Origin of the sequence: Comamonas flocculans (genome assembly GCF_007954405.1) — a bacterium.
GTDB classification, from domain to species: domain Bacteria; phylum Pseudomonadota; class Gammaproteobacteria; order Burkholderiales; family Burkholderiaceae_C; genus Comamonas_C; species Comamonas_C flocculans.
The window spans coordinates 444,821-456,759 of record NZ_CP042344.1; the positions used below are offsets into that span (position 1 = coordinate 444,821).

An 11,939-nucleotide genomic window follows, 5' to 3' on the forward strand; every position below is an offset into this window, starting at 1 on the left:
AGGTGCAAACGCTTGCGGGGCAATCGCTTGCAGCTATCCTTTTCAAGGTATCAAGCCTCTCCCTGACCGCCGGCCTCGTCGCGCGGGGCTTCATCGCGCGGGGTGCGCTCGTGCTCGCGCCCATTGCGACGGTGGCCCCGCTCGCCGCGGTCGCCGCGGTCGCCGTAGTCGCGACGCCCGCCGTTCTCGCCCTCGGGGCGGTCTTCGCGCGCGGGGCGCTCCAGCAGCGCCTTCATGGACAGCTTGACGCGGCCCTTGTCGTCGGTTTCCAGCACCTTGACCTTGACGATCTGGCCTTCCTTCAGGTAGTCGCTGACCTGCTCCACGCGCTCGTGCGCGATCTGGCTGATGTGCAGCAGCCCGTCCTTGCCGGGCAGGATGTTCACCAGCGCGCCGAAGTCCAGGATCTTGGTGACCGGGCCTTCGTAGACTTGGCCGACCTCGGCCTCCACCGTCAGCAGCTCGATGCGGCGCTTGGCCTCGTCGGCCTTGGCGGCGTCGTTGCTGGCGATGGTGATGGTGCCGTCTTCCTCGATGTTGATCTGCGTGCCGGTTTCCTCGGTCAGCTGGCGGATGGTGGCGCCGCCCTTGCCGATCACGTCGCGGATCTTCTCGGGGTTGATCTTCATGGTGTAGAGCTTGGGCGCGAAGCTGCTGATCTCTTCCTTGGCGCCGCCCAGCGCTTCCTGCATCTTGCCCAGAATGTGCATGCGCGCTTCCTTGGCCTGGGCCAGCGCGACCTGCATGATTTCCTTGGTGATGCCCTGGATCTTGATGTCCATCTGCAGCGCGGTGATGCCCGCCGTGGTGCCGGCCACCTTGAAGTCCATGTCGCCCAGGTGGTCCTCATCGCCGAGGATGTCGGTGAGCACCGCGAACTTGTTGTCTTCCTTGATCAGGCCCATGGCGATGCCGGCCACGTGCGCCTTCATCGGCACGCCGGCATCCATCAGCGACAGGCAGCCGCCGCAGACCGAGGCCATCGAAGACGAACCGTTGGATTCGGTGATCTCGGAGACCACGCGCAGGGTGTAGGGGAACTCGTCCTTGCTCGGCAGGCAGGCGATGAGCGCACGCTTGGCCAGACGGCCATGGCCGACCTCGCGGCGCTTGGTCGAGCCCATGCGCCCGACTTCGCCGGTGGCAAAGGGCGGCATGTTGTAGTGGAACAGGAAGCGGTCTTCGTATTCGCCGGCCAGCGCGTCGATGCGCTGGGCGTCGCGCTCGGTGCCCAGCGTGGTCAGCACCAGCGCCTGGGTCTCGCCGCGCGTGAACAGGGCCGAGCCGTGGGTGCGCGGCAGCACGCCGGTGCTGATTTCGATGGGGCGCACGGTGCGCGTGTCGCGCCCGTCGATGCGCGGCTCGCCGGCCAGGATCTGGCTGCGCACGATGCGCGCTTCCAGCTCAAAGAGCAGGTTGTCCACGTTCACGGCGTCGAATTCCACGCCCTGCTCGGCAAGGCCCGCCTTCACGGCGGCGTAGGCCTCGCGGCAGGCCTGGGTGCGCAGCTGCTTGTTGCGGTTGTGGTAGGCCGCGCGCAGCAGGCCTTCGCCCAGTTCGTTGACCTTGGCGATCAGGGCTTCGTCCTTGGCCGGCGCCTGCCAGTCCCACGCGGGCTTGCCGGCTTCGCGCACCAGCTCGTGGATGGCGTTGATCGCGATCTTGCCCTGCTCATGACCAAAAACCACGGCGCCGAGCATCACGTCTTCGGGCAGCTGCTGGGCTTCGGATTCGACCATCAGCACGGCCGCCTCGGTACCCGCCACCACCAGGTCGAGCTGGCTGTTCTTGCGCTCGGTCTGGCCGGGGTTGAGCACGTATTCGCCGTTGATGTAGCCCACGCGCGCCGCGCCGATCGGGCCATTGAACGGGATGCCGGAAATCGCCAGCGCCGCGCTGGTACCGATCAGGGCGGCGATGTCGGCGTCCACCTCGGGGTTGAGCGAAACGGTGTGGATGACCACGTGCACTTCGTTGTAGAAGCCCTCGGGAAACAGCGGGCGGATCGGGCGGTCGATCAGGCGGCTGGTCAGCGTCTCGTGCTCGCTGGGCTTGGCCTCGCGCTTGAAGAAGTTGCCCGGAATCTTGCCCGCGGCGTAGGTCTTCTCGATGTAGTCCACCGTCAGCGGGAAGAAGTCCTGGCCGGGCTTGGGGTTCCTGGAGCCGACCACGGTAGCCAGCACCACGGTGTCGTCCATGCGCACCAGCACGGCGCCGCCGGCCTGGCGCGCGATTTCGCCGGTTTCCAGCGTCACGCTGTGCTGGCCCCACTGGAAGGTCTTGGTGATCTTGTTGAAGATGGTCATCGGTAACTCCTGAAAAAGTAGCTGCTAGCGATCGTGCAGCATGGGTTTCAAGGTCAAACAGATCGCGATGCCATTCCAGGTGGGCGCTGGCAGCTCTCAAAAGAAGAGCCAATGCCCATTTGGAATGACACAGCTTCGCTCTGTCTGGTGTCCTTGCGAAAAGAAGAAAACGCCTGGGCCAGGGTTACCAGCACAGGCGTCGTCCGTGGCCGGCGCTTACTTGCGCAGGCCGAGCTTGGCGATCAGCGCGGTGTAGCGCTCGGCGTCCTTGGCCTTGAGGTAGTCGAGCAGCTTGCGACGGCGGCTCACCATGCGCAGCAGACCGCGGCGGCCATGGTGGTCCTTCACATGCTGCTTGAAGTGCGGGGTCAGTTCGTTGATGCGCGCGGTCAGCAGCGCCACCTGCACTTCGGGGCTGCCCGTGTCCGAGGCGGAACGGGCGTTGGCCTTGACGACTTCGGCCTTGGCTGTGGAAGAGATCATGATGTTTCCTGAAAATTGGGCGCTGGCTGCGGCGCGCATGGGTGCGCCGCGCAGGCTCCGGTGTGACTTGCGCCAGCAGCTGGAAGGGCCTCTGGCGTGCGTTCTGCACCATGCAAAACCCGCGGATTATACGGCGCCGGCCCCATTGCGGCCATGCTTGCAAACCCCGTGCCTGCCCGCTCGCACCCGTGCCACCATCACCGCTTTCTTCGACCCCTGCGCAAAGCCATGCCGCGTCCCGCCCCTGCCCGTCTCCGTTTGTCGGCCCCTGCCCTGCGTTCAGCGCTGCGCGGACTCGCGCTTGCCATCGCCGCCACCGGCCTGCTGGCGCTGGCGCCCGCCTCCCACGGCGCCAGCAAGAACAAGAAGGCGAGCGCCACCACGCACGCGCCGGCCAAGAAGCGCAGCACCCGCGTCAAGCCCTCGCAAAACCATTCGGGCGAGAGCACCGCCGAGCGCGAAAAGCGCCTGTACCGCGAATGCCAGGGCATGCCCAATGCCGGCGCCTGCCTGGGCTACGCCAAGCGCTGAAGCGCCTGAAAAACCGGGCAAACTTGCCTGCGTGCGCCCAAATGCTGTGCTATAGTTGCGCGCTTCGCGGCTGTAGCTCAGCTGGATAGAGTACTTGGCTACGAACCAAGGGGTCGTGGGTTCGATTCCTGCCAGCCGCACCATTAAAATCAAGGACTTACAGCGTCTTCGCTGTAAGTCCTTTTCTTTTTTCTGTCCGGATGGGTAAACAGTTTTTGCGCTACAGCGCGAAGCGCTCGCCGTGCGAGACCTTGCGCAGGTAGTACAGCGTCAGCAGCTCGCCAGCGTAGCCGCGCCGCCGTGCGTACTCGAACAGCGCTTTTGACTGCTCGCGCACGCCGTGAAAGCCCGGTTGATTTGCGAGACGCAGCAAGTGCGCAGCGAGCTCGTCGGCGCGGCGCCGATGGCGCGCATCGTCAAGCATCGCGTAGTGCTCTGACATCTCCGTTTTCGGCCGCCCCCACGTCCACGCGGCGCGCCCGCGCGCGCCGTGGCGCATGAGCTCGTAGTTGAGGAATACGAGACGGTGTTTTCCTGTGATTTCGTGCAGTTGCTCTGACTCGGCAAGCTCGCCGGGCGTGAACAGTAGTGCCCACTCTGCCGCGTCACCCTTTGACCAGTACAACGCGAGGATCGCGTTCGCGCGTCCGTTTTTCGTTTTTTTTCGCGTAAGTCTTTGCGCGGGCGTTGCGCCGATGGCGTGTTTCTCGTGCAGTTTTCTAATGACGCGTTCGACCTTGGCGGCGTCGATCCTGCCCGTAGCGTAACGCGTACCATTGCTCGCAGTCAACGACGTACAGGAAGGCACGCCACCATGAGTCAAACGCCCCCTCCCCATGCTCGGCCGCTGTTCCACATCCGCTACCGAGAGGACTTCGGTAATGTGGTGAGACGCGACATCTTCCCTATCCGCCCTTACGCCACAACGGAGGGCGTGCGAGCGTGGTGCTACCTGATGGGCGAGATGCGCCTGTTCAAGTTCGATCAGATCGAGGCCGTCAAGGAAATCAATACGGGCCGGGACATCAAGGCCCGTGGGCTGTGGGAGTGGTGCGGCCTGCCGACAACTGACATGGCGTTTTCGGACGAGTTGCCCGGGGCGCTTAAACAATCTCCTTGGGTAGAAGCGCCAGACAGTCCCAGATTCCGAGTGCAGTTCCTCCGCCGGGGAAAGGCCTGCACGCTGGATGTTGCGCCCAGCCGGTGGGAAAGTCATCGCGCAGCATTCGGTGGGTTGGCATGGCCCGCGAAGTCCCGCATCGAGATTGAGTGGGCGGCCTTTCTTCAGATAACCGACCTTCAAACCGGTGAGGTGCTGGATCGGTGCGATTTCTGGCGGCGCGTATTGGAGCACCGATCCGACGAAGCATTGCCGTGGTATGTGCAATGGGCAGATCAGCGCCCCGTGGTCGACAGCCTGATCGCCGGCACGCGGGTATTGATCGGGCAATTCAGGGCAACACACTTCCCTACCGTGAATGGCGCACTGGAATCCCTGAAAATGTCGCCGGTGGACGATTCGGGGATGCGCGCTATTGCCAAGGGGTCGAACAATGGCGACTGGATTCGTCCGCTCACCCCTATTGAGCGCGCAGCGTGCCGCGTGGCCATACGCAAGATCTGCGAAGCACACAAGAAAGACCCAGGCGAGGAATTGCTGCGACGATTCCCATTGACCTGATTTCCGCTGTATGCCTCGCACAGCCATTTCCGCCATGGCGAACGACAGCACAAAAGATTGCAAAAAATGATTGCAATAGATTGCACTATTTGCTATCATCCGGCGCATGAACAGCAAGCAGCGCAAAGCCCTTGAAGCCGTGTTTGCCAAGCCCACCAGCAAGACGCTGGAATGGGCGACCATCGAATCCCTGCTCATGGCCACCGGGTGTGCGTTGGTAGAGGGCAATGGCAGCCGCGTGCGCTTCGTGAAGGACGGCCACGTCGCCGCCTTCCATCGCCCCCACCCGGCAAAGGAGGCCAAGGCGTACCAGGTGGAGCAGACCCGCGATTTTCTGACCCTGATCGGAGTGAAACCATGAACACCATGACCCACAAGGGCTACACCGCCCGTGTCGAGTTCGATGAACGCGACGCCATCTTCGCTGGCCGCATCCTCGGCATTGCCGACGTGATCGGTTTCCACGGCGAAACCGTGGCCGAACTGCGCGCGGCGTTTGAGGAAGCCGTCGATGACTACCTGGCTACCTGCGCGAAGATCGGCAAGCAGCCGCTCAAGCCCGCCAGCGGCAACATGATGCTGCGCGTGCCGCCCGAGGTTCACCTGCAGGCGCAGATCGCCGCGCAGGCACGCGGGCAAAGCCTCAACCAGTGGGCTGCTGAAGTGTTTCGCAGTGCTGCGCTGGCCTGATGTTGATGCTGGATTCATGGGGAATCCCGGGGGACATGCTCGATAAAACCTGTACACAACGTGCGCAATCTATGGGAATGGATGGCGCCAGAACTATAAAAATCAACTACTTGCCAGCGGCTGCAAAACTACGAACCAAGGGGTCGTGGGTTCGATTCCTGCCAGCCGCACCAAAAGAGACGAGGGGTTTCAGTCGGGAGACTGAAACCCCTTTTCCTTTTTTGCGCACCCATGCCGGTGCCAGTGTTCGAGTGTGCAACCCCTGACGCCACGCCCCGGCGGCCAGCGGCTGTCGCAATTTACCGAACCGGAGATTTCGCCGATGATGCGCCCCCCAGCCCCCGTTTGACACGCGGCAACGATGACACTGGCACTGATCCAAGGCGCGGCCCTCCTGCTGGCTCTGTGTTTCCTGCAGAGCGTGCTGGCCCGCCTGGCGATCCGCCGGCCCTGGCCCGGACGCGTGCTTTCGGGCCTGCTGTTCGGCAGCATCTGCATCGTCGGCATGTACACCCCGCTGCAGCTTGCGCCGGGGGTGTTCTTTGACGCGCGCTCCGTGGTGCTGGCGATGGCGGCACTCTTTGGCGGCTGGCTGCCGGCGCTGATTGCCACCGCGATGGCAGCCTCCGCGCGCATTGCCCTGGGCGGCGGCGGTCTGGTGGTGGGCAGCCTCGTCATCGTGGCGTCGAGCGCACTCGGGCTGCTCTACCGCTGGGCCAGCCAGCAGGGCTACGTCGGGCGCGGCGTGGCGCACTATCTGGCCTTCGGCGTCCTGCTGCATCTGCTCGCGCTCGCCCTGTTCCAGGCGCTGGAGCCTGCGACCGTCGCGCACGTCAACAGCAAGCTCGCCCTGCCCTTCCTCGCCGTGCTGGCACCCGCGACGGCGCTGCTGGGCTGGATGCTCGGCGACATCGAGCGCCATCTGCGCACCGAAGCCTCGCTGGCCGAGACGGCCGCGCGCCTGCAGGCCGTCACCCGCTCGGCGCCCGACCTGCTGATGCTGATCGACGTCGACGGAAACTACCTGGAAGTAATGTCTTCCGACGCCACGCTGGCCACCGCGCCGCTGTCGCAGTTGCCGGGCCAGAACATCGACGATCAGCTGCCGCCCGAAATAGCGCGACACGTGCATGAGGCCATCACCCGCGCCGTGCAGAGCGGGCAGGCCCAGACCTTGCAATACACCCTGATGACACCGGCAGGCCTGCGCCACTTCGAGGGCCGCTGCCAGCCCGTGGGGGTGCCGGTGCGCGGGCGCGGGGCGGTGGTCTTCATCGCGCGCGACCGCACCGATCAGGTGCACTCCGAAGTGCTGCTGCGCGAGTCCGAAGAACGCTTTCGCAGCGTGCTCAGCAATCTGCCCATGGTGTCGGTCAAGGGCTATCTGGCCGACGGCAGCATCACCTTCTGGAATGGCGCCTCCGAACAACTCTACGGCTACACGGCAGGCGAAGTGCTGGGCAAGGATATCGTCAGCCTGGTGGTGCGCCCCGATACCGTGGCGCGGGCGCGCGCTGCGTCGGCGCGCATGTTCAGCACCGGCAGCCCCATCCCGCCGGGCGAAGCGCGCGTACGCCGCAAGGACGGCAGCGAAGTCGACGTATACGCCAGCCATGCGCTGATCCAGGTGCAGGGACAGGCGCCCGAAGCCTTTTCCATCGACATCGACATTTCGGTGCGCAAGGCGGCCGAAGAGCGGGCGCGCTACCTTGCCTATTTCGACGCACTGACCGGCCTGCCCAACCGGCGGCTGCTGGTCGACCGTGTCCAGCAGGTGCTGCTGGAGTGCCGGCGCAACGACTCCTTCGCTGCGCTCTTCTTCCTCGACCTGGACCACTTCAAGACCCTGAACGACAGCCATGGACACGAAGCCGGCGACCAGGTATTGACGCAGACCGCGCGGCGCCTGCAGACCAGCGTGCGCGAGCAGGACACCGTGGCGCGACTGGGGGGTGACGAGTTCGTGGTGCTGCTGCCGCACCTGGGCAGCTCGGACGTGCCGGCGCCCGCCGTGCTGCGGCCGCTGGCCGAAAAGCTGCTCGCCCAACTGCGCCGCCCCTACGAATTGCAGGGACAGGAGCAGCAGCTGACGGCAAGCCTCGGCATCGCGCTGATCGACGAACACACCACCAGCGTGGACGAGCTGCTCAAGCAGGCCGACCTGGCCATGTACCGGGCCAAGGACGAGGGGCGAAACACCCTGCGTTTTTTCGACCCGCACATGCAGGCCGCGGCCAACGCCCGCGCCGGCCTGCAAAGCCGGCTGCACCAGGCGCTCAAGCACGCCCAGTTCGAGCTGTACTACCAACCCCAGGTGGACGAAATCGGCCGCATCGTCGGCGCCGAGGCGCTGCTGCGCTGGAACGACCCGGTCCACGGCCTCGTGGGGCCGGCGCAGTTCATCCAGCTCGCTGAAGAGACCGGGCAAATCATGGAAATCGGGCAGTGGGTGCTGCAGGCCGGCATGCGGCAGCAGGCGCACTGGCAGACCCAGGCAGACCTGCGCGCCCTGAGCCTGTCACTCAACATCAGCGCGCGCCAGTTCCTGCAGGAGGGCTTCGTCGGCGAGCTTGCCAGCCTGCTTGCGCGCAGCGGCGCCAACCCCGAACGCCTCAGGCTGGAGCTGACCGAGAGCGTGCTGCTGAGCAACGTGCAGGGCGTGATCGAAATCATGCAACAACTGCGCACGCTGGGGCTATGGCTCTCGCTCGACGACTTCGGCACCGGCTATTCCAGCCTGGGCTACCTCAAACGCCTGCCACTGTCGGAACTGAAGATCGACCAGGGCTTCGTGCGCGGCATCCTGGACAACCCCACGGATGCGGCGATTGCGCGCAGCATCATCACGCTGGCCGATTCGCTGCAGCTCACCGTGGTGGCCGAAGGCGTGGAAACCCGGGCGCACCACGCGCTGCTGCTCGACCAGGGCTGCCGCAAGTTCCAGGGCTACCTGTTCGGCCGGCCGGTACCGCTGGCCGATTTCGAGGCGTCCGTGCGCGCCCAGCTCTGAGATGGCGCCGGCACTGCCCCAGAGGTACCGGCCGCGCGCCGCCTAAGCCTGGCCGGCCCCCTGCGCGGCATCGCCGGTTTCGGCGCGTACCCAGTCGGCATAGGCGGTGCTCACCTGGCAGAGGTTCACCGCCAGTTCGGGCAGTTCATAGGGATGGTGGGCGCGCAGCAAAGCCAGCAGCGCCGGCACCTGCGCCTGCGCCGTCTTGCCGTCGAGCCGCCATTCGGCTTCGCGCTGCAACGCACCCTTCCAGCGGTAGTGCGATTGCACCTGCACCACCTGTACGCAGGCTGCCAGGCGTTGTTGCAGCGCCAGCGCCGCAAGCCGCTCCGCATCTTGCGCCTGCGCGACCGTGGTGCTCACGACCGCAATCGTCTCAAATCCCGTCATCGTCCCAAGCTCCCTGCAGCCCGCACGCCGCCGCCCAGCTGGCCTTGCGTGTGCTTTCCACCATTTGACCGTCACGCGGCCACCGCCAGACTACCCCAGACCCGCCCTGCCTGCCAGCCACGCAAGGCCGGGGCCCGCACCCCGCTTCACCAAGGGGGCCGGCGCAGGGGGCGCAGGGGGCACAGGCGACCCCGCACGCCATTTGCCTGCACAAGGCGCCCTTCGGAACGTGACATTCGGGGGAACTTCGGTTTTGGCACTCTACCTAACCGAGTGCTAACATTTAGACCAAGACACAGAAAGGACCGCTCCCATGACCTTGTCCGAAGCCCGTACCAGCACCGCCCTGACGCCTGCCAACCCTTGGGCCATGGTGCCGCCGCTGGGCAATCTGGACGCTTACATCACGGCGGCCAACCGTTTGCCCATGCTCACGCTCGACGAGGAGCAGCGTTTCGCACGCCAGCTGCGCGAGGACAACAACCTGGAAGCCGCGGGCCGGCTGGTGCTCTCGCACCTGCGCCTGGTGGTTTCCATCTCGCGGCAATACCTGGGCTACGGCCTGCCCCACGGCGACCTGATCCAGGAAGGCAACATCGGCCTGATGAAGGCCGTGCGCCGCTTCGACCCCGACCAGGGCGTGCGCCTGGTCAGCTATGCCATGCACTGGATCAAGGCGGAGATCCATGAATACATCCTGAAGAACTGGCGCATGGTCAAGGTGGCGACCACCAAGGCCCAGCGCAAGCTGTTCTTCAACCTGCGCTCGATGAAGCAGGAATTCAAGGCCGAGGCCGAGAACGCCGAAACCTATCGCGAAACGCTCTCCGAGCACGAGATCGACGCCATGGCCGAGCAGCTCAAGGTCAAGCGCGAGGAAGTCATGGAGATGGAGACGCGCATGTCCGGCGGCGACGTGCTGCTCGACCCGGCGCCGAGCGACGACGGCGAGCAGAGCTTCGGTCCGATCTCCTACCTCAGCGACGCCGCTTATGAGCCGACGCGGGTGATCGAATCGCGCCAGCGCGACACCCTGGCCACGCAAGGCATCGCCACCGCGCTGCAGGAGCTCGACGAGCGCAGCCGGCGCATCGTCGAAGAGCGCTGGCTCAACGTCAACGACGACGGCTCGGGCGGCATGACGCTGCACGACCTGGCGGCCGAGTACGGCGTGAGCGCCGAGCGCATCCGCCAGATCGAGGTGGCGGCGATGAAGAAGATGAAGAAGGCCCTGGTGCAGTACGCCTGAGGCGCTGCCCAGGCCTGCGCGGCCCGGCGCCGGCGCGCCTCAGCCGCGCCCCTTCTCGGCGAGCAGGGTGCGCGTATCGTCCACCAGCGCCTGCACCGGGCTGCCGTAGCGCTGGAACAGCCGCAGATGGCCGCCGGGGTCGAACATGTACATGCCCGCCGAATGGTCCATGGTGTAGCTGGTGGGCGTCGGGCCCTCGACCTGCTTGTAGAAGATCTTGAAGTCCCTGGCCACCGCGGCAAGCTCCTCGGGGCTGCCGCGCAGCGCGATGAAAGCCGGATCGAAATTGGCCATGTAGGCCTTGAGAATCTCCGGCGTGTCGCGCTCGGGGTCCACCGTGACGAAGACCGCCACGAACTTGTCGCCGTCGATGCCGAGTTCGGCCTTGACCTGCGCCAGCTCGCTCATCGTGGTCGGGCAGACGTCGGGGCAGTGGGTGTAGCCGAAGAAGACCGCCACCACCTTGCCGGCAAAGTCCTTGATGTGGCGCCGCTGGCCGAACTGGTCGGTCAGCGGCAGGTCGCGTGCGTAGTCCACGCCCGTGATGTCCACACCCTTGAAGGCTGGTTTGGGCGCTTCGGTACAAGCAGAAAATAAGCCTGCAAGGCTTGCTGACATTGCGCCAGCAGCTATGAATTTGAAGAATCCTCGTTTGTGCATTGCAAGGCTCAGAACACGTAGTGGTCCACCAGCAGCGCCAGAAACAGCAGGCTCAGGTGCATGATGGAAAAGCGAAAGGTCTTGCGTGCGAGTGCGTCGGAATAATTGCGCCACAGCCGAAAGCCGTACCAGCAGAACATCAGGCTCAGCACCACTGCGGCCGCAAGGTAGATCCAGGAACTCATGCCGTAGACGAACGGCATCAGGCAGCCTGCGAACAAGACCCAGGTGTACAGGAAGACGTGCAGCCGCGTGAATTGGTTCCCGTGGGTGACCGGCAGCATGGGCAGGCCCGATTTGCGATAGTCCTCCACCCGGTACAGGGCCAGCGCCCAGAAATGCGGCGGCGTCCACAGAAAGATGATCAGGCACATGATCCACGCCTCGGGCCCCACCTGACCCGTCATCGCGGCCCAGCCCAGCACCGGCGGCATGGCCCCCGAGGCGCCGCCGATGACGATGTTCTGCGGCGTCATCGGCTTGAGCACCACGGTGTAGATGATGGCGTAGCCGACGAAGGTGGCGAAGGTCAGCCACATGGTGAGCGCATTGATCAGTACCTGCAGCACGACGCAGCCCACCAGGCCCAGCACGGTGGCGAACAACAGGGTCTGTCGGTTCGTCAGTTCACCCCTGGCGGTCGGGCGCCAGGCGGTGCGCTTCATGCGCGCATCCATGGACTGCTCGATGATGCAGTTCACCGCCGCCGCTGCACCGGCGACGCACCAGATGCCAAAACTGGCGATCGCCATCCTCAGCCATTCGCGCACCGTGGGCCAGCCCGGCACCGCCATCACCATGCCGATGAAGGCACAGAAGACGATGAGCTGCACCACCCCGGGTTTGGTGAGTGCATAAAACTGGCGCGCCCGCGGGGGCAAGGGGCGTGCTGCCCGGGGCGCCGCGTCGGCGCCGGCCATGGAGGTGTCGGAGGTATGT

General features: G+C 65.1%; 12 protein-coding genes and 1 tRNA gene. 7 read left to right on the top strand and 6 right to left on the bottom strand.

Annotated features, from left to right (window positions below; translation table 11 throughout):
• Positions 1-50 precede the first annotated feature (50 nt).
• Together pnp and rpsO are read right to left on the bottom strand one after the other, a co-directional pair.
• Entirely contained in the window at positions 51-2,306 is a 2,256-nt protein-coding gene (pnp, locus tag FOZ74_RS02300) for a polyribonucleotide nucleotidyltransferase (protein WP_146911555.1), read from the bottom strand.
• A 216-nt stretch (positions 2,307-2,522) separates the two neighbouring features.
• A complete protein-coding gene (gene rpsO / locus FOZ74_RS02305) occupies positions 2,523-2,789 on the bottom strand; it encodes a 30S ribosomal protein S15 (protein ID WP_146911556.1) in 267 nt (88 codons plus the stop codon).
• Positions 2,790-3,047: 258 nt separating this feature from the next.
• On the opposite strand from rpsO, the gene FOZ74_RS02310 reads away from it, so the two are divergent.
• Positions 3,048-3,320, top strand: coding sequence for a hypothetical protein (locus tag FOZ74_RS02310; RefSeq protein ID WP_186764636.1), 273 nt, complete (start codon positions 3,048-3,050; stop codon positions 3,318-3,320).
• A 66-nt stretch (positions 3,321-3,386) separates the two neighbouring features.
• Positions 3,387-3,463 (top strand) — tRNA-Arg (locus FOZ74_RS02315).
• A 77-nt stretch (positions 3,464-3,540) separates the two neighbouring features.
• On the opposite strand, the gene FOZ74_RS02320 is transcribed toward FOZ74_RS02315, so the two are convergent.
• A complete protein-coding gene (locus FOZ74_RS02320) occupies positions 3,541-4,110 on the bottom strand; it encodes a hypothetical protein (protein WP_146911557.1) in 570 nt (189 codons plus the stop codon).
• 24 nt (positions 4,111-4,134) lie between these two features.
• Here FOZ74_RS02320 and FOZ74_RS02325 point away from each other — a divergent pair, with 24 nt between their 5' ends.
• From FOZ74_RS02325 to FOZ74_RS02340, 4 genes are all read left to right on the top strand, one after another.
• Positions 4,135-5,001 (top strand): hypothetical protein, encoded by an 867-nt coding sequence (locus tag FOZ74_RS02325; RefSeq protein WP_146911558.1) that lies wholly within the window; start codon positions 4,135-4,137, stop codon positions 4,999-5,001.
• Between the two features lie 106 nt (positions 5,002-5,107).
• A complete protein-coding gene (locus FOZ74_RS02330) occupies positions 5,108-5,362 on the top strand; it encodes a type II toxin-antitoxin system HicA family toxin (protein ID WP_146911559.1) in 255 nt (84 codons plus the stop codon).
• Positions 5,359-5,691 (top strand): type II toxin-antitoxin system HicB family antitoxin, encoded by a 333-nt coding sequence (locus FOZ74_RS02335; protein ID WP_146911560.1) that lies wholly within the window; start codon positions 5,359-5,361, stop codon positions 5,689-5,691. The genes FOZ74_RS02330 and FOZ74_RS02335 overlap by 4 nt, the downstream gene beginning before the upstream one ends.
• Before the next feature lie 361 nt (positions 5,692-6,052).
• On the top strand, positions 6,053-8,701 hold the full coding sequence (locus FOZ74_RS02340) for an EAL domain-containing protein (RefSeq protein ID WP_146911561.1): 2,649 nt from the start codon (positions 6,053-6,055) through the stop codon (positions 8,699-8,701).
• A 42-nt stretch (positions 8,702-8,743) separates the two neighbouring features.
• Here the strand turns inward: FOZ74_RS02340 and cutA are convergent, their stop codons facing one another.
• Entirely contained in the window at positions 8,744-9,091 is a 348-nt protein-coding gene (cutA, locus tag FOZ74_RS02345) for a divalent-cation tolerance protein CutA (RefSeq protein WP_146911562.1), read from the bottom strand.
• A 313-nt stretch (positions 9,092-9,404) separates the two neighbouring features.
• On the opposite strand from cutA, the gene rpoH reads away from it, so the two are divergent.
• A complete protein-coding gene (gene rpoH / locus FOZ74_RS02350) occupies positions 9,405-10,340 on the top strand; it encodes an RNA polymerase sigma factor RpoH (protein ID WP_146911563.1) in 936 nt (311 codons plus the stop codon).
• A 39-nt stretch (positions 10,341-10,379) separates the two neighbouring features.
• On the opposite strand, the gene FOZ74_RS02355 is transcribed toward rpoH, so the two are convergent.
• Together FOZ74_RS02355 and cyoE are read right to left on the bottom strand one after the other, a co-directional pair.
• The gene (locus tag FOZ74_RS02355; protein ID WP_146911564.1) at positions 10,380-11,000 is read right to left on the bottom strand and encodes an SCO family protein; all 621 of its coding nucleotides are present in this window, start codon (positions 10,998-11,000) and stop codon (positions 10,380-10,382) included.
• Between the two features lie 8 nt (positions 11,001-11,008).
• Entirely contained in the window at positions 11,009-11,920 is a 912-nt protein-coding gene (cyoE, locus tag FOZ74_RS02360; RefSeq protein ID WP_146914043.1) for a heme o synthase, read from the bottom strand.
• Positions 11,921-11,939: the final 19 nt, after the last annotated feature.

Coding starts and splice junctions, on each gene's coding strand:
- rpsO (WP_146911556.1), bottom strand. CDS start 2,789: ATGATCTCTTCCACAGCCAAGGCCGAAGTCGTCAAGGCCAACGCCCGT.
- FOZ74_RS02335 (WP_146911560.1), top strand. CDS start 5,359: ATGAACACCATGACCCACAAGGGCTACACCGCCCGTGTCGAGTTCGAT.
- FOZ74_RS02355 (WP_146911564.1), bottom strand. CDS start 11,000: ATGCACAAACGAGGATTCTTCAAATTCATAGCTGCTGGCGCAATGTCA.
- FOZ74_RS02340 (WP_146911561.1), top strand. CDS start 6,053: ATGACACTGGCACTGATCCAAGGCGCGGCCCTCCTGCTGGCTCTGTGT.
- pnp (WP_146911555.1), bottom strand. CDS start 2,306: ATGACCATCTTCAACAAGATCACCAAGACCTTCCAGTGGGGCCAGCAC.
- FOZ74_RS02325 (WP_146911558.1), top strand. CDS start 4,135: ATGAGTCAAACGCCCCCTCCCCATGCTCGGCCGCTGTTCCACATCCGC.
- rpoH (WP_146911563.1), top strand. CDS start 9,405: ATGACCTTGTCCGAAGCCCGTACCAGCACCGCCCTGACGCCTGCCAAC.
- cyoE (WP_146914043.1), bottom strand. CDS start 11,920: ATGGCCGGCGCCGACGCGGCGCCCCGGGCAGCACGCCCCTTGCCCCCG.
- FOZ74_RS02330 (WP_146911559.1), top strand. CDS start 5,108: ATGAACAGCAAGCAGCGCAAAGCCCTTGAAGCCGTGTTTGCCAAGCCC.
- cutA (WP_146911562.1), bottom strand. CDS start 9,091: ATGACGGGATTTGAGACGATTGCGGTCGTGAGCACCACGGTCGCGCAG.